The following is a 19,312-nucleotide window of genomic DNA, read 5'->3' as shown; positions in this document are numbered from 1 at the left end:
GATGGAACTGACGATGAATGCAGCGCTGCCCGCGGCCGGCAATGGCCCGCTGCGGCGCCTGTCCAACCTGCTCTACCGCAAGCCGACGCTGTACCTCTCGCTGCTGCTGATTCCGCCGCTGCTGTGGTTCGGCGCGATCTACCTGGGCTCGCTGCTGACGCTGCTGTGGCAGGGTTTCTACACCTTCGACGACTTCACCATGACGGTGACGCCGGACCTGACCTGGGCCAACTTCGGCTCGCTGTTCAGTGGCTCCAATTTCGACATCATCCAGCGCACCGTGCTGATGGCGGTCGCGGTCTCCATTGCCAGCGGTGCGGTGGCCTTCCCCATCGCCTACTACATGGCGCGCTACACCACCGGCAAGACCAAGGCGTTCTTCTACATCGCCGTGATGATGCCGATGTGGGCCAGTTACATCGTCAAGGCCTACGCCTGGACCCTGCTGCTGGCCAAGGGCGGCGTGGCCATGTGGTTCGTCCAGCACCTGGGTCTTGAGCCCGTGCTGAACCTGCTGCTGGGCATTCCGGGAATCGGGGGCAACACCCTGTCCACCTCCAGCTTCGGGCGCTTCCTGGTATTCGTGTACATCTGGCTGCCGTTCATGATCCTGCCGATCCAGGCCTCCCTGGAGCGCCTGCCGCCCTCCTTGCTGCAGGCCTCGGCCGACCTCGGCGCGCACCCGCGGCAGACCTTCTTCCAGGTCATCCTGCCGCTGTCGATCCCCGGCATCGCCGCCGGCTCGATCTTCACCTTCAGCCTGACCCTGGGCGACTTCATCGTGCCGCAGCTGGTGGGCCCGCCGGGCTACTTCATCGGCAGCATGGTCTACGCCCAGCAGGGCGCGATCGGCAACATGCCGATGGCCGCCGCCTTCACCCTGGTGCCCATCGTGCTGATCGCCGTGTACCTGTCCATCGTCAAACGTCTGGGGGCCTTCGATGCACTCTGAGAAAGCTTCGTGGGGCCTGAAAGCGGCCGCCTGGGGCGGGCTGGTGTTCCTGCACTTCCCGATCCTGATCATCTTCCTGTACGCCTTCAACACCGAGGACGCGGCCTTCAGCTTCCCGCCCAAGGGCTTCACCCTGCACTGGTTCAGCGTCGCCTTCGCGCGCCAGGACGTGCTCGAAGCCATCGAGCTGTCGGTGAAGATCGCCAGCGTCGCCACGCTGATCGCCATGCTCCTGGGCACGCTCGCGGCCGCCGCGCTGTACCGCCGCGACTTCTTCGGCAAGGAAGGCATCTCGCTGATGCTGATCCTGCCGATCGCCCTGCCCGGCATCATCACCGGTATCGCGCTGCTGTCGGCGTTCAAGACCCTCGGCATCGAGCCGGGCTTCCTGACCATCGTCATCGGCCACGCCACCTTCTGCGTGGTGATCGTCTACAACAACGTCATCGCCCGTTTCCGCCGCACCTCCCACAGCCTCATCGAAGCCTCGATGGACCTGGGCGCCGACGGCTGGCAGACCTTCCGCTACGTGATCCTGCCCAACCTCGGCTCGGCGCTGCTGGCCGGCGGCATGCTGGCGTTCGCGCTGTCCTTCGACGAGATCATCGTCACCACCTTCACCGCCGGCCATGAACGCACCCTGCCGATCTGGCTGCTCAACCAGCTGGGCCGCCCGCGCGACGTGCCGGTGACCAACGTGGTGGCGATGCTGGTGATGATCGTGACCATGCTGCCGATCCTCGGCGCCTACTACCTGACCAAGGGTGGCGAGGGCGTGGCGGGGAGCGGCAAGTAAGCCAACAGAACCCCTCAGGCCCGCCGGCCCACTCGCCGGCAGGCCCCCAAGAAGAAACACCCCAACCGAATTTGCACCACGCTTCTGAACAAGAGGACCCAACCATGCAAACCAACCTGCTGATCAACGGCCAACTGGTCGCTGGCGAAGGCGAGAAGCTCGCCGTCCTGAACCCGTCCCTGGGCACCACCCTGGTGGAGATCGCCGAGGCCACTCCGGCCCAGGTCGACGCCGCCGTACTGGCCGCCGACGCGGCCTTCGACAGCTGGTCGCAGACCGCGCCGAAAGACCGCGCGATGCTCCTGCTGCAACTGGCCGACGCCATCGATGCCAACGCCGAGGAACTGGCCCGCCTGGAGTCCAACAACTGCGGCAAGCCCTACTCCGCCGCGCTGAATGACGAACTGCCGGCCGTGGCCGACGTGTTCCGCTTCTTCGCCGGCGCCTGCCGCGTGATGCAGGGCTCCGCCGCCGGCGAATACCTGCCGGGCCACACGTCGATGATCCGCCGCGACCCGGTGGGCGTGGTTGCCTCCATCGCGCCGTGGAACTACCCGCTGATGATGGTCGCGTGGAAACTCGGCCCGGCCCTGGCCGCCGGCAACACCGTGGTGCTCAAGCCCTCCGAGCAGACCCCGCTGACCGCCCTGCGCCTGGCCGAACTGATAGCCGGCATCTTCCCCGCCGGTGTGGTCAACCTGGTGTTCGGCCGTGGCCCGACCGTCGGCGAGCCGCTGACCACCCACCCGAAAGTGCGCATGGTGTCCCTGACCGGTTCGGTCGCCACCGGCAGCCGGATCATCGCCGGCACCGCCGACACCGTGAAGCGCATGCACATGGAACTGGGCGGCAAGGCCCCGGTGCTGATCTTCGACGACGCCGACATCGACGCCGCCGTGGAAGGCATCCGCACCTTCGGCTTCTACAACGCCGGCCAGGACTGCACCGCCGCCTGCCGCATTTACGCGCAGAAGGGCATCTACGCCAAGTTCGTGCAGAAGCTCGGCGAAGCGGTGGCCAGCATCCAGTACGGCGAGCAGGACGACCCGAACACCGAACTGGGCCCGGTCATCACCGAGCAGCACCTTGAGCGCGTCATCGGTTTCGTCGAGCGCGCCCGCCAGGTGCCGCACATCGAAGTGGTCACCGGCGGCAAGCGTGCTGACCGCGCGGGCTTCTTCTTCGAACCGACCGTGCTCGCCGGCGCTCGCCAGGACGACGAAGTGGTCCGCCGCGAAATCTTCGGCCCGGTGGTGTCGGTCACCGAGTTCGAGGACGAAGCACAGGCGCTGGCCTGGGCGAACGACTCCGACTACGGCCTGGCCTCCTCGGTGTGGACCAGCGACATCGGCCGCGCCCATCGCCTGTCCGCCCGCCTGCAGTACGGCTGCACCTGGGTCAACACGCACTTCATGCTGACCACCGAGATGCCCCACGGCGGCATGAAGCTGTCGGGCTACGGCAAGGACATGTCCATGTACGGCCTGGAGGATTACACCGCCATCCGTCACGTGATGATCAAACATTAAGCAGTAAGAAGTCGGGCCCTCACACGAGGGCCCGATGCTTTACGGCGCCCCGCTCGACCGGGACCGCCGCGCGGCCACGCATGCCGCAACCCCTTCCGGGCGGAAGGGTAAAACCATGACAGCCCGTGCCCCGGGCCATCACCTTGCAAGGACTTCCCATGACCATCACCCGCCGCGACTTCCTCAACGGCGTTGCCCTCACCATCGGCGCAGGCCTCACCCCGCTGCAACTTCTCCAGGCCGCCCCCTCCGGCTGCTACTACCCGCCCGCCCTCACCGGCATGCGCGGCAGCCATCCCGGCGCGTTCGAGGTCGCGCACCAGATGGGCTGGGAGAAGAAGGTATTCGATACCGATGGCCTGAAGATCGAGGAGCAGTACGACCTGGTGGTGGTCGGCGGCGGCATAAGCGGCCTGTCCGCAGCCTGGTTCTACCGGCAGAAGCACCCCAAGGCGCGCGTGCTGATCATCGAGAACCACGACGACTTCGGCGGCCACGCCAAGCGTAATGAGTTCCAGGCCGGCGGCCGGATGATCCTCGGCTACGGCGGCAGCGAAGCCTTCCAGTCGCCCAAGCACCTGTACAGCGACACGGTGAACAAGCTGCTCAAGCAGCTCAACGTCGACGTGGACCGCTTCCAGACCGCCTTCGACCGCGACTTCTACCCGAACCTGGGCCTGTCGCGCGGCGTGTTCTTCGACAAGGCCGGCTTCGGCGAGGCGAAGATGGTGTCCGGCGACCCGACGCCCATGGTGGCCGACGACATCGCCCCGGAAAAACTCAACGCCCGCAGCTGGCGCGCGTTCATCTCCGACTTCCCGCTGCACGAGGCCGACCGCCAGGCGCTGATCGACCTGCACGAAGCGCCGAAGGACTACCTCGCCGGCAAGACCCGCGAGGAGAAGGAAGCGCACCTAGCCAAGACCAGCTACCAGGACTTCCTGCGTAAGGACGTCGGCCTGAGCGAAGCCGCCACCCGCTACTTTCTCAGTCGCACCAACGACTTCTCGGCGCTGAGCATCGACGCCGTCCCCGCCGATTCGGCCTACTCCGTGGGCTTCCCCGGCTTCGCCGCCATGGACCTCTCGCCCATCAGCGAGGAAGCCAAGGCCGAGATGGAAGAGCCGTACATCTACCACTTCCCCGACGGTAACGCCTCGCTGGCGCGCCTGCTGGTGCGCGGCCTGATTCCGGGCGTGGCGCAAGGCTTGGACATGAACGACATCGTCCTGGCCACCTTCGACTATTCGAAACTGGATCAGCCGAAGAACGCCGTGAACCTGCGCCTGAACAGCACCGCTGTCAGCGTGAAGAACCGCGACGGCGGCGTGGACGTCGGCTACAGCCGCGCCGGCGCCCTGCACCGCGTGCGCGCCAAGCACTGCGTGCTGGCCTGCTACAACATGATCATCCCCTACATCCTGCGCGACCTCTCCGCCGAGCAGAGCCACGCCCTGGCGCAGAACGTGAAGTTCCCGCTGGTGTACACCAAGGTGGTGATCCGCAACTGGCAGAGCTTCATGAAGCTGGGCGTGCACGAGATCTACGCGCCGAGCCAGCCCTACAGCCGCGTGAAGCTGGACTACCCGGTGGACATCGGCGGCTACAGCCACCCGCGCGACCCGAACCAGCCCATCGGCCTGCACATGGTCTACGTGCCCACCAGCCCGAACTCCGGCATGGATGCGCGCACCCAGGCCCGCGTCGGCCGCGGCAAGCTCTACGCCATGCCTTTCGAAAAGATGGAAGAGATGATCCGCGACCAGCTGCAGGCCATGCTCGGCCCGGCTGGCTTCGACCATCAGAAGGATATCCAGGCGATCACCATCAACCGTTGGTCGCACGGCTATTCGTACTTCTCCAACAGCCTCTTCGATGATGAGCAAGAGAGCGAAAAACTGATGAACCTGGCTCGCACCAAGGTCGGCAACGTCACCATCGCCAACTCCGATGCCGCCTGGGACGCCTATGCCCACGCAGCCATCGACGAAGCCTGGCGCGCGGTGGGCGAACTGGCCTGAAGAATCCGGCGCCGCGTACCACGCGGCGCCGCACTTAACGGCCGTCCGGCCGACAACCCGCGGGCACGCCCGCAACGGAGGCAAGCATGCGTCACCTCGTCAGAGCGTTTTACCTGCTGTCGCTGTTCACCTTTGCCGGCCTCGTACAGGCCGCAGAGTCGCCCAAACAGATAGTCGACGCCTACATGGCCGCGTGGAACGCCCACGACGCCGAGAAGGCCGCCGGCTACCTGGCCAAGGATGCGGAGTACTTCGACGTTACCGTCGGCGCCCCGCAGAAGGGCCGCGATGCCGCGCGTGACAACGTGATCAAGGTGTTCGTGGGGGCCGTTCCGGACCTGAAGTGGAAGATGAACGGCAAACCGATTGTCGACAAGGACGGCATCGCCTTCCAGTGGACGTTCAGCGGCACCAACACCGGCGCCTGGGATGCCCAGACCCCGGCGACCAACAAGCCGCTGTCGTTCGACGGTGTGAGCTACGTGAAGGTCAAGGACGGCAAGATCGTCTATCAGGGCGACTACTACGACGCCCTGGGCCTGCACAAGCAGCTCGGCTGGTAAGGCCCGTGCTCGCATAAATGCCCCTCACCCTAACCCTCTCCCAGAGGGAGAGGGGACCGTTCGGCGCAGGATGAAACCAAAGCCACAGCCGACACGGACTGCCCCCTCTCCCTCGGGAGAGGGTTGGGGTGAGGGGGAAGCGCTGGCACGAAGTCCTACATAGAAACGTAGGGTGCATAACCCGGAACGGGTTATCCGCCGCCATCCTACGACCAGCGTCCTGCAAGACAGCCGCGTCTCCGGGCGCAGCTGCACAAGAAGAAGACAAGCCCTCGCCTACCCCTGCCCTCCACCGCCACTGCAGTGTCCCAAACCATGTCAATCACACTCGAACCACGGCCCGCCAAGGCCGAAGACAGCTCCAGCACCCGCTCCACCATTGACCAGGTCAAGCAACTGATCGCCGATCTGAACGTGCGCTGGACCGAGATCAGCAAGGTTTCCGAAGTCATCAAGCAGATCGCCAAAAACACCAACCTGGTGGCGCTCAATGCCGCCATCGAAGCCGCGCGCGCCGGGGAAAGCGGCCGTGGCTTCGCGGTGGTCGCCGATGAGGTGCGCCGTCTGGCGACACAGTCGGCCAACGCCACCGCCGACATCGGCAACGTCGTCGCCTCGATCAAGAGCGAGAGCGCCCGCGCCCTTGCCGACGTCGAACAGGCCGAGCACTCCAGCCTGCTGGACACCGCCCGCGTGGTGCTCGCCAGCGAGGCCCAGCGGCTGGAAGCGCGCTTCGCCATCATGGCCACCGCGCTCTACGGCCTGAAGCACTTCATCCTCGGCATGAAGAGCCGCAACCTCGGCCCGCAGCGTGAGCAGATCGACGCAGTGATGCACGAATACCTGACCCGCAACCCCGAGCTGCTGGCCTTCGCCTGCGGTTGCGAGCCCAATGCCTTCGATGGCCGCGATGCCGAGTTCATCAACGCGCCCGGCCACGACGCCAGCGGGCGTATGATGGCTTACTGGCACCGTGGCAGTGGCGTCGCCCAGCGTGAATGCCTGGTGGGCTACGACAAGGCCGACGGCAGCGGCGACTGGTACCAGATCCCCCGCGACAACGGCCGCGACGTGTTCATGGAGCCTTACGAGTACAGCGTCGGCGGCAGCACCGTGCTGATGACCTCATTCATGTCACCGATGTATTCCAACGGCCGCTTCCTCGGCATTCTGGGCGCCGACTACACCCTGCACCAGCTGCAGGAAAGCCTCGGCAAGCTGAGCCCAATGGGCAATGGCCAGTACACGCTGCTGTCCAACGCCGGCATCTATGTCACCCACCCGGACGCCAAGCGTCTGGGCGACAAGGCCGGCGAGCTGCCGCAGGAAGCACGCAACGCCATCGCCCAGGGCCGCGGCTGGGAACAGGTCAAGGGCCGCCGCGTGCAATTGCTGCATTCCATCCGCGTGGGCGACAGCGATGCGCCCTGGGCGCTGATGATGAGCTTCGAGCAGGCGCAGGCCGGCGAATAAGCGCCAGACGATGGCGTCGTTCGCGAGCAAGCTCGCTCCTACAAGGCCGGCTCCAGAGCGGAGGCAGGCTGTAGGAGCGAGCTTGCTGGCGAACCCTGGCTCGACCTACGTCCGCTGGGGCAACTCGGTGATATGGATTTCCGTCACCAGCGCCGGCTTCACCAGCGGCGTGCGCGACAGCAGCGGGCAGAAGCGCGACAACGCACCAATCAGCTCCCACTGGGTATCCAGGGATTGCGCCAGCACATCCACATCCGCCAGCACCCGCTGGCCCACGCGGTGCAGGTGCGGGTCGGGACTATGGCCGAGCTCCACCGACAACTGGGTAATCAGCGTGCTGAGGTTGGACATGTTGCGGGTGGCAAGGGCGAGGATGTTCGCCAGCAGGGCGATTTCCGATTGCGGGATGACAGCAGGCGTTGCAGATGCGTCCATGCGTGCTCCAGTGGTGCTCTAGTGGGTAGTGGCGCAATCCTTGCGCGAGCGTGGCCAGAGTAGCATCAGAACGCCACTGTGCGACAGATATCACATTTCATTTCTTTTCCTGACCTACTGGTCACACCTCCTGAACGAGCACGCCGACAGCTGTCGCAAAGCGCGACCTGATCCTCAAATTCCCACCCCGGCGACGGAATCCACCCGGCGCATTTGAGCCCTGGAAAGCGGCTTTCTATGATCCGCGGCCATTTTCGAACATTGAATGCCTGCTTCTCGTCGAACACGGCAACCCGTTTCCAGTACGAGGGCCAGGCCTTTTCTTCACCCCCTTGAAGATGCCGCCCGATGGAACCCACCGCGAAGTCTCCCCGCCTCCAAGACACCCGGACGCCTCCGGGCACTCCGCGACCCGATTCGGTGTCCATCGATTCCCTGAGCTCATGGGACGGTCCGGGCACCGCCTACACCGTCATGCCACGCCCCGCAGTCCCATCACCATCTCCCGTTCGGCCACCCCAGAAGCAGGAACCGTCCGAACCTTTGCCAGCGTCCATCCCCCGCCGCTCTGTGCCCGGAGCATTCGTGAATGGGCTGCTGATCGTCGGCGTTGCTGCCTGCGTCCTGCTGGCGGCGCTCTGGAAGGCCGGAACATTCGACAACACCTTCGTCGCCCCTGCAGACCACGAGCCAAGCATTCAGCCTCCTGCGCAAGCGCAGAGCATGGACAACCGCGAAGAAAGTACCGTGACCGTTACCCAGGAACCGATGGATGACGAGCCGGCGCTGCCCACATTCTCCGAGCCTGAGCTGGATGAACTGCCCGCCCCGGCGGCTTATGAGCGTCAGCTCTCGCCGGACGATGCCGCCGTCACGCAAGTGGCGCCCGCCACGCCGAGCATTGAAAAACCAACTCCTGTACCTGCAACGGGCCCTTCTTCAGCAAAGGATTCGGCACGCAGGCAGGTGGAACGCAAGCAACCGACGCCCCCGTCGCCCGCTGATACCGTGCGGACGATACCGTCCGATACCGCCGCCATCGCCCGCACGAGACCGACCAGCCCGGAAAAACCACGCAACACGCCGGCGCCCGCCACGTTCGGCACGCTGATCGTCGGAGTCCAGCCGTGGGCCGAGGTCTGGATCGACGGTCGCAAGCGCGGCATCAGCCCGCCGCTGTTCACGCTGCAACTGCCACCTGGTCTCTATACCGTCGAGCTGCGCAATCCCGACCTGCCCAGCTACAGCCAGAAGGTGCAGATAGCCGCCGGCCAGTCGGTGACGCTGCGACACAGCTTCCAGTGAGCGCCGGCAGGCCCCTTATCCGCAAACGGACAGCCCCATGAAGACTCTGCAAACTCTTTCGGCATCGCTGCTGGTCGCCTTTCTGGCGCTAGCGTCAGGCTGCCGGAGCCAACTCGAAGAACCGCCCGCAACGCCCACGGACGATACCCAGGCCAACGCGGAGAGCACCTTGGCCGAAGGCTTGCGGCTGTATGAGGCGGGGCACTACTACCTTGCCGAAGAACAGTTCCTCGCGCCGCCCTTGTGGGCCGGCGATACCCAGGTGAAGCTGAACGCGCTCAAGTACCTCGCATTCAGCTATTGCGTGACCGAGCGGCCGATCCAGTGCCGCTTCGCCTTCGACCGCGCCTTGCAGCTCGACCCGACCTTCCACCTGGGAACCGCAGAAGCGAGTCATCCTCTCTGGGGCCCTGTGTTCGTCCTGGCGGCGCGCCGTTGAACCTTTCCGCCGATAGCGAGGCCCCTATGTCTTTTACTCACCGGTCAGGCCGCCTTGGCCTGGCGCTGGCCCTTCTGGGCGTACTGCCGCTAACCCAGGCCGACACACATGAGAGCCTGAGCGCCGCCGTCGAGAGCCTGTGGAGTGGCGAGCAGGTTTCCATCAGCGTGCTGAGCTCCAGCTTCACCCAGCAGGTGTCGAAGGCCGGGAGCGAGTACCGCACAGAGGTGAAGAACGCACCGACCTATCTGCAAACCGCCGGGGAGTCAGCCTGGGTCATCGCAGGCAGGAAGCGTTTCAATGCCGTCGCCACGCCTTGGGGCAACTTCCCCCGGCTGGACATGCGCAATGCCCGCCTGCTGGCCATCGAGTTGCCGAAAAAGCGCTACCAGGTACTGGCCAGCTCCGGAGCTGGCCTGTTCGGCGTCGGCGACTGGCAGCGCTATGGGTTTCTCCAGGTGATCGACGTCAGCACGCCATCCGCGCCGGCCTTCTATCCGCTTTACGCCGAGGCCAACCTGGGGGAGCACGCCCTGGGGCGCCTGGCGGACTCCCCGGTGCTCAACTATGCGCGACTGGTGCCTGCCAGCCGAAGCAAGGCCGGCGAGATCATTGCTTATGAAGTCGCGCTTTACGCGCTTGGCCGCAAAGGCCCGGAGCGCGTGCTAAGGGAAGGCGTTCCGCTGGCGTACCTGCTCAGGCACGAAGGCGACGGCTGGACCATCGACAGCGTGGAGCGCACGCCGGTGACGACAGCGCTGGACGAAGGGCATCGCCCATTCACCACCCCGCTCCGCCCGCCGCTGTTCTCGGTGAGGGAAAACGACCCGCAATGAGCGGCTGCCGCACGGGCGGCGCCTGACTCATCGGTGGGAGGGAAAGGTTGAGGCACGCAGTGCTGGCCCGCGCGACCAGGTCAAACGTCAAACCTGGCCGTATGCCTTGCGCTTGGGCGTGCCGCGTTGCGCGGCGCGCAAGTACTGAGCCGGCCATGGCACCGGCTGGCCGCCCAGTTCATCAGCGGCATGCAGCGGCCAGTACGGATCGCGCAGCAGCTCACGGGCCAGCAGGATCAGGTCTGCCTGTCCGGTGCGCAGGATGTGCTCGGCCTGCACCGGCTCGGTGATCATCCCCACGGTGCCGCTGGCGACGCCCGCCTCCTTGCGTACCCGCTCGGCGAACTGCGTCTGGTAACCCGGCCCCACGGGAATCTCGGCGTTCACTGCGGTACCGCCGGAGGACACATCGATCAGGTCCACGCCCAGGTTCTTCAGACGGCGCGCCAGCTCTACGGTCTCGTCGGGGTTCCAGCCATCCTCCACCCAATCGGTAGCGGACAAGCGGACAAACAGCGGCAGCTCCTGCGGCCAGACCGCGCGCACGGCTTCGGTGACTTCAAGGAGGAAGCGGATGCGATTCTCGAAACAGGTGCCGTACTGATCGCGGCGCTGGTTGGAAAGCGGCGAAAGGAACTGGTGCAGCAGGTAACCGTGGGCGGCATGCACCTCTGCAATCTTGAAGCCGGCGGCCAGGGCCCGCTCGGCGCCGCGCACGAACTGGTGCTTGATGGTCGCCATCTGCTCTTCGCTCAGGGCGATGGGCGCGGTGTGCTGCGGGTCGAAGGCGATGGCCGAGGGCGCCACCGGCGTCCAGCCGCCTTCGCTGATCGGCACCGATCCGTGCTTGCCCAGCCACGGCGCCCAGGTGCTCGCCTTGCGGCCGGCGTGGGCCAGTTGCACGCCGGCAACCGCGCCCTGGGATTCGATGAAGCGGGTGATGCGCCGTAGCGGCTCAACCTGTTCGTCGCTCCAGATGCCCAGGTCCTCGGCGCTGATCCGCCCTTCCGGGGCGACCGCCGTGGCCTCGACTATCACCAGACCGGCGCCGCCAACGGCGCGGCTGCCCAGATGCACCAGGTGCCAGTCGTTGGCCAGGCCGTCCTGGGCGGAGTACTGGCACATGGGGGAAACAGCGATGCGGTTGGACAGGGTCAGCTGGCGCAGGGTCAGGGGCTCGAACAACTGGCTCATGGTGGCACTCCCTCTCTGGTCTTCAGATCTTGTCCTACAACTGTAGACCGGGATCGCCTAAGGATAGGCCCAGATGATAGGTGGCTCCGTCGCAGCCGCGACACCTGCAACCGGACGGAAACGCCGGCTCCCCCCTTGTAGGAGCGCGCTATGCGTGCGATCGCGGACATGACCCGCTCCTATAGGGAGATTCGCCGCTGTCAGTGCACCTCGTTGGACTTTCCCATGGCGGCCACAGCGCCCGCCGCCAGACTGTAGCGCTTGTTCGTGTCGCGCTCGATCAGGCCGGAGAGGTGCAGACGGCGCAGGGTCTGGCTGACGCAGCTGAGGGAGATGGGCAGGCCCGGCTCCTCCAGATAGGCATGCAGCTCGACCGCGGTCGCCTTGCCGCAGATCACCAGCGCATCGAGGATGTTCAGCCGCGGCAGGCTGCTGCGCAGACCGGCGTGCTCCAGCAGTTGCCGGGCCGGGCGCGGCAGACGGGGCTGCACTGGCGTACTGACTTTCATCGCAGCTCTCATTTGCGCACCTCGAAAGACAGTGTGGAAACATGGATCACGCTGTCATAGCGCTTGCCCTCGATGCTGGCGCCGCCATTGATCTGTGCGGAAACCTCCAGCACATAGCGCGCCGGGAACGGCGTGATCAGGGTCACCGTGCCGTCCGCCGCCGGTTTCAGGCTGCGGGTCCACTGCTCGGAGGTGTACACGTTGACCTGCGAGGCCGGCACTACGGTGCCTTTCCAGTGCAGGGCGAAGGTATTGCCGCCGGGCGTGGTGGGCACCAGTTCAAGATCATTCTGCGCCCGGGTTTCGGTCCGCCCCTCGCGTGCCTGATAGATGGTCAGCGTGCTGCCTTCGGCGCGCTGGGCGGCAACGCGCAGGTCGCCCGCCGGAGCGCTGCCGATCTCGAAAGAGTCGACCCCGACCTTCAGCGTTGCGGTCTTGCCCTCGCCCAGCACGAGGTGGGGGTCCTGCAACTGGGCCACCGGCAGGTGTTCTCCGGGCTGCAGTTCGCTGAAATAGCTTTTCGCGCTCTGGCCTGCACCGCGCTCCAGCCACAGGTAGTCCGCGTTGGCCAATGGCACGCAGCTCAAGGCCAGAGCCAGCAGCACGGGCTGGCGAAGGGAAACGTTCATGAGGGGATTCTCCTGTCTGGGCGCTACTGGAAAGAAACGTCGTTCGCATCCGTTGCGAATCGATCGCTTTCACATAACAAGACGGATGAGCCGCGAAAAACACGCACCGAAAATGTGTAAGGAAATGGAAAAGACCGGGAAAAACCTTCCGAAACATTTGTTTGCAACTGCACATGGCCGGTTTTTCGATCTCATCCGTCCTTACATCTAGAACACCGCAGCTCCTTTGGTGTCTTCGCGCCTCGTCGGCCCAGTCCGGCGGGGGGCCTTTTCCTTTGTCCCCTTTTGCGTGGCAGTGATTCCCCATGTCAAAGAAATCCCGCTCCAGGCTCTGGTTCCTGGTCCACAGCTGGCTGGCCCTGCCGATCTGGTTCTTCGTGTTCCTGGTGTGCATAACCGGCACCCTGGCCACAGTGAGCCAGGAGATCGTCTGGCTCACCGACCCGGCCGTGCGTGCCAACCCGCCAGACGGTGACGCCCAGCGCCTGGGCTACGACCAGGTACTCGCGGCCATGCTCCGGCAGCAACCGCAGGCCGCCGTGCGCATGATCAGCGCCCCCAGCGAAAGGCATTTCGCGCTGCGGGTCAGCGTCACCTATCCGGACAGCGCAACCGCCATGCTCTACGTGAATCCCTACACCGGGGTCATCCAGGGCAAGATGCCGCTGTTCGACTTCCGTCAGTTCACCCGCGCCCTGCACGGCTGGTGGCTGGTGCCGTTCAACCACGGCTACAGTTGGGGCTGGTACCTGGTGTCGCTGCTCGGCCTGCCGATGCTGGCTTCGCTGGTCACCGGCCTGGTGGTCTACAAGCGCTTCTGGCGCGGCTTCCTCAAGCCGACCCTGCGCCTGCGCCAGGGCGCGCGGATCTTCTGGGGCGACATGCACCGGCTGATGGGCCTCTGGTCGATCTGGTTCATCGCGGTGATCTCCATCACCGGCATCTGGTTCCTGATCCAGGCGGTGCTCTACGACAACAGCATCTCCCTCTCCAGCGAGGGCGTGCCGACCATCATCCAGCGCGACAGCATTCCACTGGGCGAGAACGGCGCCGCGCCGCCGCGCATCGGCCTGGACGCCGCCGTGCTGGCTGCCCAGCAGCGCATTCCGGGCTTTGAGCCGAACTTCTTCCGCCTGCCCACCAGCGCCTACGACCCGGTGACGATCTTCGGCAAGGCCTGGTACCCGCTGATGTCCGAAAGCGCCCAGGTGAACCCCTACGACGGCAGCGTGGCCTCGACCCGCCTGCTGGCCGACCGCTCGGGCCTCGAGTTCGTTACCGAGTCCATGCGCCCGCTGCACACCGGCGACTTCGGCGGCGTGTGGGTCAAGCTGATCTGGTTCGTGTTCGGCCTGATCCTCAGCATGATGGTGCTCAGCGGCCTGATGATCTGGAGCAAGCGCACCCTGATCGCCACCGCCAAGGAACTGAAGAAGCAGAAGGCCCGCGAGCGAATCAGCGTCGCAGCCATCCCGGAGGCCAGCCGATGAGCGGCGACAGCAAACTGCGCCGCCAATGGCTGCGCTGGCGTTTCCACCTCAGCGCCGTGCTGGTGCTGATTCCCCTGGGCTTCATGCCGCACTACTTCCACGAGGCAAAGCTCGACCGAGGCCTTCGCGGGCTGGGCGAGCGCGATATCGGCGCCGTTCAGGTAGGCCCGTGGACCGCACGCATGGCCGAGTGGGAAGTCGGTGAACCGGAGGACGAAGGTCGCGCCGGCTTCGTCAAGGCCTTCACCCTGGCCTTCTGCGACAGCTGTTATCCACAGGTGAAAGCAGCCTATCTGCGCATCGGCCAGCCCCGCAGCCTGCGTGCGGGCGGCGGCCTGTTCGCCGGTGCGCGCCATCAGCAGTTCGCCGAAGTCACCATCCCGGCCCGCGTCACCCCGGCCGATGAGCTGTGGCTGACCGTGGAAGGCTGGGACGGCGCCGTGTACCAGACGCAGATTCCCTTGGACAAGGCCTCGCCCTCGCTGGTGGCCTGGCTGGAAAAGACCCGGAGCAACCGATGAAAGCGATCCTCAAGTACAGCGCCGTGCTGCTCGGACTGACCGCCAGCGCCAGCGCCCAGGCCCACGCGCCCTACTGCGAATGCACAGCACTGGATGCGCAGACCATCCGCTGCGTCGGCGGCTTCAGCGACGGAAGCGCCGCGCCGGGCGTGACCCTGGACGTGATGAGCGCCGACAACCAGGTGCTGATCCCCGGCAAGCTGGGTGCAGACTCCAGCCTGACCTTCAAGCGGCCAAGCGGGGACTTCTACATCCTCTTCGACGTCGGGCCAGGCTATATGGTCGAGGTCGAGCCGAGCGAGATCAAAGGCAGCTGAACGGCGGCCGGGAGTTCCGCCTCCCGGCCGCAACCCATCAGGTGGTGGACGATCCGGGCAACACGATGGCGGCCGGCACGTGCCGCGGGTCATTTCTCGCCAGCAGGTAGTATGCCAGCGCCGGCAGCAACAGCCCGATCAACCAGGAGATGTCCACGCCACCGAGCACTTCCACCAGCGGGCCGGTGTAGAAACCGCTGTCGATGAAGGGCATCTGCACCAGAACACCGAAGCAGTAGACGCCGATGCCGGTCCAGTTCCAGCGACCATAGCGGCCATCGGGATCGGACAGTGCCGGAATGTCGTAGCGCTCACGCGTGATGCAGTAGTAGTCCACCAGGTTGATCGCGCTCCATGGGGTGAAGAACGCCAGCAGGAACAGCAGGAAGGACTTGAACGCGGCCAGGAAAGAGTGCTGCCCCGCCAGCGCCAGGCCGGTGGACAGGCCGACGATCAGCAGCACGAACAGCAGACGCTGCAGGCGCGACACTTCAAGATGGCCGCGGAAGCCGCTGATGATGGTGGCGATGCACATGAAGCTGCCATAGGCGTTCAGCGTGGCGATGGTGACCTTGCCGAACGCCACGCTGAAGAACAGCGCAGCCGCCATCATGCCGCTTGCCCCCAGCCCGACCACGTAGGCCACCGGCTGGCCGGAGAAAGCCTTGCCGGCCAGTGCCGCGGCGAACACACCGAGCACCATCGATGTCTGCGAACCGATCACCGAGCCCAGGCCCACGGCGAGGAACGTCTTGCGCGACGAGGTGCGGCTGGGCAGGTAGCGCGAGTAGTCCGCCACGTAGGGCCCGAAGGCAATCTGCCAGGAGGCTGCAAGGGAAACCGCGAGCAGGAAGGTATTCCAGGCGAAGTGGCGGTTCTCCAGCAGCACGCCAATGTCGTTGACCGACAGCAGGCGCACGAACAGGTAGGCGAAAGCGACGATACCCAGCACGCTGGCGGCCTTGCCCAGCAGATGGATCACCTGGTAGCCGCACACCGTCACCACGACGATGACCGCCGCGAACAGCAGGATGCCCAGCGTATCGCTGACGTGGGCCAACTGGCCGATGGCCTGGCCGGCGAGCACCGTGCCGGTGGCGTTGAAGCCGACATACATCACGCACACCAGCACCAGCGGAATGACCGCGCCAAACACGCCGAACTGCACGCGGCTGGAGATCATCTGCGGCAGGCCCAACTTGGGCCCCTGCGCGCCGTGCAGAGCCATTACCACGCCACCGAAGACCTGGCCGATGAACAGGCCGATCAGCGACCAGAACACGTCGCCGCCCAGCACCACGGCCAGGGCGCCGGTGACGATCGCGGTGATCTGCAGGTTGCAGCCGAACCACAGGGTGAACTGACTGAACAATCGGCCATGCCGCTCGGCCTCGGGTATGTAATCGATGGAGCGAGTTTCGATCAGGGACTTACCAGCCATGGGGCTTTCTCCTCGCGCACGACCGGACACCCGGCGCGCGGTTGTTGTTATGCACAGCGTTTCCTGATTCGCCGGGGCGGCCCGCGCGGCCGCCCCGTACCTGCCGTCAATGGCGGGCGGCATCCAGCACGGCGCGGGAGATGATGATCTTCTGCACCTCGGAGGTTCCCTCGAAGATCCGCAGGATCCGCGCGTCGCGCACGAAGCGCTCCAGCGGCAGGTCGCGGATATAGCCGTAGCCGCCGTGCAGTTGCAGCGCGGCATCGGTGATGAAGCCGCAGGCCTCGGCGGCGAACAGCTTGGCGGTGGCCGACTCGAGGCTGAAGCGCTCGCCGCTGTCGCGCCGCGCCGCCGCCTGCATGGTCAACAGGCGCGCCGCTTCGAACTGCGCGTGCATGTCGGCGATGCGCCACTGGGTGCCCTGGTAGGCCGACAGCGGCTTGGGCCCGATCTGCCGTTCGTCCACCCACTTCAGCGCGTACTCCATCGCTGCGCGGGCGATCCCTAAGGACATGGCGGCAACCTCAACACGGCCACGGTCGAGGACTTCCATGGCGGTGCGGAAGCCCTGGTTTTCCTCGCCCAGCAGCGCTTCGGCGGGCAGCCAGCAATCCAAGGCCAGCTCGTAGATGGTGCTGCCGCGCAGGCCCATGGTCTTTTCCGGGTTGGCGAAGGTGACGCCGGCGGTGCCCTTGGGAATCATGAAAGCGCTGATGCCACGGGCGCCAGCCTCAGGATCGGTCTTGGCATAGAGCACGATGAAGTCGGCTTCGCGGGCGTTGGTGATGTAGTGCTTGCTGCCACGGATACGCCAGCCGCCTTCTTCACGCACGGCGCGGGTACGCATGTCCGCCGGGTTGGAGCCGGCCGCCGGCTCGGTCAGGCCGAAGGCGCCCAGCAGCTCGCCCGATGCGCAGCGCGGCAGCCATTCCTGGCGTTGTTCTTCGCTGCCGCCGATGAGGATCGAGTCGGTGGCGAGGAAGTGCGCGGTGAGTGCCGAGGCGGTGGAGGCGCAGGCGGCGGACACCGCTTCGACCACCCGGCTCATGGCGAGGCTGCCGATGCCGAAGCCTCCATAGTTCTCCGGCAGGTTGATGCCCATGAAGCCCAGTTCGCCAAGGGCCTGCAGGCTTTCGGCGCAGAAGCTCTCTTCTTCGTCGTAGCGTTGCGCGTTGGCGACCAGCACATCGCGGCAGACGCGCTCGGCCGAGTCGACGATGGCCAGTTCGGTGGCGTCGATTGCAAAGTTCATTGGACAGCTCCAGCACGGTTATCGAGGCCGAACACGGCATTGGCTTCGCCCAGGCGAGGCGCGCGCGTGGCGGCATGGGGCTTGCGCCCGTTGAAGTAGACAGGTTGCGGCACCAGCGGCGACTGGCCGTCGGCCGGCTGTACCAGCAACTGGCGCACCTGCGCCTGCTCGCTACCGGTGGCCTCCGCGAGGTTCCACACCGGCGACGCCGGGACACCGGCATCGAGCAGCAGGTCGCAGGCCTGCTCGACGCTGCGCGCACCGGTCCAGCGCTCGATCTCGGCGCGCAAGGCCTGTTCGTTGCGGGTGCGCGAGGGGTCATCGGCGAAGCGCGGATCAAGCGCCAGTTCGGCGCGGCCAATGCTTTCGCAGAAGCGTCGGAACAGCTTGTCGCTGGCTACCGCGATCACCACCAGGCCATCGGCGGCGCGGTAGGTATCGAACGGCGTGGACACCGGGTGGCGGTTGCCCACCAGCCCCGGCGCGCGGCCGTGGGCGAACAGGTTGGAGAGGCCGGTCATCTGCAGGCTGACCAGCACGTCGAACATGGCGACATCGATGTACTGCGCGCTGCTGCCCTGGTGCTCGCGGGCGAACAGCGCGCTGCTGATTGCCCAGGCTGCATAAACGCCGGCGCACAAGTCACCCAGCGCCTCGCCGCTGCGGGTCGGCCCGGTTTCGGGGAAGCCGCTGACGCTCATCAGCCCGGACATCGCCTGGGCGACGATGTCGTAGGCCGGGCGGCGCGACAGCGGGCCGTTCTGGCCGAAGCCGGAGATGCTCGCGTAGATCAGCTTCGGGTTGTGCTGGCGGAGGCTGTCGAAGTCGATGCCCAGGCGCTGGGTGACGCCGGGGCGGAAGTTCTCCACCACCACATCGGCATCGGCCACCAGCTGGTAGAAGCGCTGCAGGTCCGCGGGCGCCTTGAAGTCCAGTTCGACACTGCGCTTGCCGCGGTTGATCAGGCCGAAGTAGATGCTCTCGCCATCCTTGAACGGGCCGAGGTGGCGACTGTCGTCGCCATGTTCCGGCACTTCGAACTTGATCACCTCGGCGCCGAGGTCGGCGAGCATGGCGGTGCAGTGCGGCCCGGCCAGTACCCGGCTGAGGTCCAGCACGCGCACGCCCATCAGCGGCTGTGGAGTCGGCAGTTCAGTCACGTTGTTCATGGTTTGGCCCTCAGCCGGTGATCATCGGCAGGTTCAGGCCCTGCTCCTTCGCGCAGTCGATGGCGATCTGGTAGCCAGCGTCGGCGTGACGCATCACGCCGGTGCCTGGGTCGTTGGTCAGCACGCGTGCGATGCGCGCCGCCGCTTCGTCGGTGCCGTCGCAGACGATCACCATCCCCGAGTGCTGCGAGAAGCCCATGCCCACGCCGCCGCCGTGGTGCAGCGAAACCCAGGTGGCGCCGCTGGCGGTGTTCAGCAGGGCGTTGAGCAGCGGCCAGTCGGACACGGCGTCGGAGCCGTCCTGCATGGCTTCGGTCTCGCGGTTCGGGCTGGACACCGAGCCGGAGTCGAGGTGGTCGCGGCCGATCACGATGGGTGCCTTCAGCTCGCCGCTGCGGACCATTTCGTTGAACGCCAGGCCGAGCTTGGCGCGCTGGCCCA

General features: G+C 65.9%; 19 protein-coding genes and 2 pseudogenes. 13 read left to right on the top strand and 8 right to left on the bottom strand.

Features of this window, described 5'->3' with window-relative positions; genetic code table 11:
- Window position 1 precedes the first annotated feature (1 nt).
- The 7 genes and pseudogenes from IB274_RS28765 (at window position 2) to IB274_RS30225 (ending at window position 7,334) form a co-directional block, all read left to right on the top strand.
- Window positions 2-952 carry an ABC transporter permease gene (locus tag IB274_RS28765; protein WP_412548458.1) on the top strand — a complete coding sequence of 317 codons (951 nt, stop codon included), beginning with the start codon at window positions 2-4 and terminating at the stop codon, window positions 950-952.
- Window positions 942-1,748, top strand: coding sequence for an ABC transporter permease (locus IB274_RS28760; RefSeq protein ID WP_024766933.1), 807 nt, complete (start codon window positions 942-944; stop codon window positions 1,746-1,748). The genes IB274_RS28765 and IB274_RS28760 overlap by 11 nt, the downstream gene beginning before the upstream one ends.
- Before the next feature lie 104 nt (window positions 1,749-1,852).
- Entirely contained in the window at window positions 1,853-3,277 is a 1,425-nt protein-coding gene (locus tag IB274_RS28755) for a gamma-aminobutyraldehyde dehydrogenase (protein ID WP_192436181.1), read from the top strand.
- Window positions 3,278-3,435: 158 nt separating this feature from the next.
- Window positions 3,436-5,298 carry an FAD-dependent oxidoreductase gene (locus IB274_RS28750; protein ID WP_192436180.1) on the top strand — a complete coding sequence of 621 codons (1,863 nt, stop codon included), beginning with the start codon at window positions 3,436-3,438 and terminating at the stop codon, window positions 5,296-5,298.
- 86 nt (window positions 5,299-5,384) lie between these two features.
- A complete protein-coding gene (locus IB274_RS28745) occupies window positions 5,385-5,861 on the top strand; it encodes an ester cyclase (protein WP_192436179.1) in 477 nt (158 codons plus the stop codon).
- Window positions 5,862-6,176: 315 nt separating this feature from the next.
- Window positions 6,177-6,470: pseudogene (locus IB274_RS30230) on the top strand (methyl-accepting chemotaxis protein); the annotation flags it as partial.
- Between the two features lie 132 nt (window positions 6,471-6,602).
- Window positions 6,603-7,334 (top strand): cache domain-containing protein, encoded by a 732-nt coding sequence (locus IB274_RS30225; RefSeq protein WP_412548459.1) that lies wholly within the window; start codon window positions 6,603-6,605, stop codon window positions 7,332-7,334.
- 105 nt (window positions 7,335-7,439) lie between these two features.
- On the opposite strand, the gene IB274_RS28735 is transcribed toward IB274_RS30225, so the two are convergent.
- Window positions 7,440-7,769, bottom strand: coding sequence for a hypothetical protein (locus IB274_RS28735; RefSeq protein ID WP_192436177.1), 330 nt, complete (start codon window positions 7,767-7,769; stop codon window positions 7,440-7,442).
- A gap of 585 nt (window positions 7,770-8,354) precedes the next feature.
- On the opposite strand from IB274_RS28735, the gene IB274_RS28730 reads away from it, so the two are divergent.
- Genes IB274_RS28730 through IB274_RS28720 form a run of 3 tightly spaced genes read left to right on the top strand, consistent with a single transcriptional unit; the run spans window position 8,355 to window position 10,349 of the window.
- Window positions 8,355-9,074, top strand: coding sequence for a PEGA domain-containing protein (locus tag IB274_RS28730; protein WP_192436176.1), 720 nt, complete (start codon window positions 8,355-8,357; stop codon window positions 9,072-9,074).
- 37 nt (window positions 9,075-9,111) lie between these two features.
- A complete protein-coding gene (locus tag IB274_RS28725) occupies window positions 9,112-9,513 on the top strand; it encodes a TssQ family T6SS-associated lipoprotein (protein WP_192436175.1) in 402 nt (133 codons plus the stop codon).
- A gap of 26 nt (window positions 9,514-9,539) precedes the next feature.
- Window positions 9,540-10,349: a hypothetical protein gene (locus tag IB274_RS28720; RefSeq protein ID WP_192436174.1), complete on the top strand. Its 810-nt coding sequence runs from the start codon at window positions 9,540-9,542 to the stop codon at window positions 10,347-10,349.
- Window positions 10,350-10,436: 87 nt separating this feature from the next.
- Here the strand turns inward: IB274_RS28720 and IB274_RS28715 are convergent, their stop codons facing one another.
- The 3 genes from IB274_RS28715 to IB274_RS28705 all read right to left on the bottom strand — a co-directional run bounded on the left by IB274_RS28715 (window position 10,437) and on the right by IB274_RS28705 (window position 12,681).
- Window positions 10,437-11,543: an NADH:flavin oxidoreductase/NADH oxidase gene (locus IB274_RS28715; protein WP_192436173.1), complete on the bottom strand. Its 1,107-nt coding sequence runs from the start codon at window positions 11,541-11,543 to the stop codon at window positions 10,437-10,439.
- Between the two features lie 200 nt (window positions 11,544-11,743).
- Entirely contained in the window at window positions 11,744-12,052 is a 309-nt protein-coding gene (locus IB274_RS28710; protein ID WP_192436172.1) for a transcriptional repressor, read from the bottom strand.
- Between the two features lie 8 nt (window positions 12,053-12,060).
- Complete coding sequence (locus tag IB274_RS28705) at window positions 12,061-12,681, bottom strand: hypothetical protein (RefSeq protein ID WP_192436171.1); 621 nt, start codon at window positions 12,679-12,681, stop codon at window positions 12,061-12,063.
- Window positions 12,682-12,986: 305 nt separating this feature from the next.
- On the opposite strand from IB274_RS28705, the gene IB274_RS28700 reads away from it, so the two are divergent.
- The 3 genes from IB274_RS28700 to IB274_RS28690 are packed head-to-tail and all read left to right on the top strand — an operon-like array spanning window position 12,987 to window position 15,009.
- Window positions 12,987-14,171: a PepSY-associated TM helix domain-containing protein gene (locus IB274_RS28700; protein WP_192436170.1), complete on the top strand. Its 1,185-nt coding sequence runs from the start codon at window positions 12,987-12,989 to the stop codon at window positions 14,169-14,171.
- Window positions 14,168-14,692 (top strand): thiamine pyrophosphate-binding protein, encoded by a 525-nt coding sequence (locus IB274_RS28695; protein ID WP_192436169.1) that lies wholly within the window; start codon window positions 14,168-14,170, stop codon window positions 14,690-14,692. Before IB274_RS28700 ends, IB274_RS28695 begins: the two co-directional genes overlap by 4 nt.
- A complete protein-coding gene (locus IB274_RS28690; RefSeq protein WP_192436168.1) occupies window positions 14,689-15,009 on the top strand; it encodes a hypothetical protein in 321 nt (106 codons plus the stop codon). The genes IB274_RS28695 and IB274_RS28690 overlap by 4 nt, the downstream gene beginning before the upstream one ends.
- A gap of 37 nt (window positions 15,010-15,046) precedes the next feature.
- Here IB274_RS28690 and IB274_RS28685 read toward each other — a convergent pair whose 3' ends face one another.
- The 4 genes and pseudogenes from IB274_RS28685 to IB274_RS28670 all read right to left on the bottom strand — a co-directional run.
- Entirely contained in the window at window positions 15,047-16,450 is a 1,404-nt protein-coding gene (locus tag IB274_RS28685) for a purine-cytosine permease family protein (RefSeq protein WP_192436167.1), read from the bottom strand.
- A 106-nt stretch (window positions 16,451-16,556) separates the two neighbouring features.
- Window positions 16,557-17,702: an acyl-CoA dehydrogenase family protein gene (locus tag IB274_RS28680; RefSeq protein WP_192436166.1), complete on the bottom strand. Its 1,146-nt coding sequence runs from the start codon at window positions 17,700-17,702 to the stop codon at window positions 16,557-16,559.
- Window positions 17,699-18,871: a CaiB/BaiF CoA transferase family protein gene (locus IB274_RS28675; protein WP_192436165.1), complete on the bottom strand. Its 1,173-nt coding sequence runs from the start codon at window positions 18,869-18,871 to the stop codon at window positions 17,699-17,701. The genes IB274_RS28680 and IB274_RS28675 overlap by 4 nt, the downstream gene beginning before the upstream one ends.
- A 10-nt stretch (window positions 18,872-18,881) precedes the next feature.
- Window positions 18,882-19,312: pseudogene (locus IB274_RS28670) on the bottom strand (urocanate hydratase); the annotation flags it as partial.

The sequence above is a fragment of the Pseudomonas sp. PDM18 genome (genome assembly GCF_014852585.1).
In the GTDB taxonomy this organism is placed as follows: Bacteria; Pseudomonadota; Gammaproteobacteria; order Pseudomonadales; family Pseudomonadaceae; genus Pseudomonas.
Note: the sequence above shows the minus strand (reverse complement) of the source record. Positions and strands in the feature narration are given on the sequence as shown.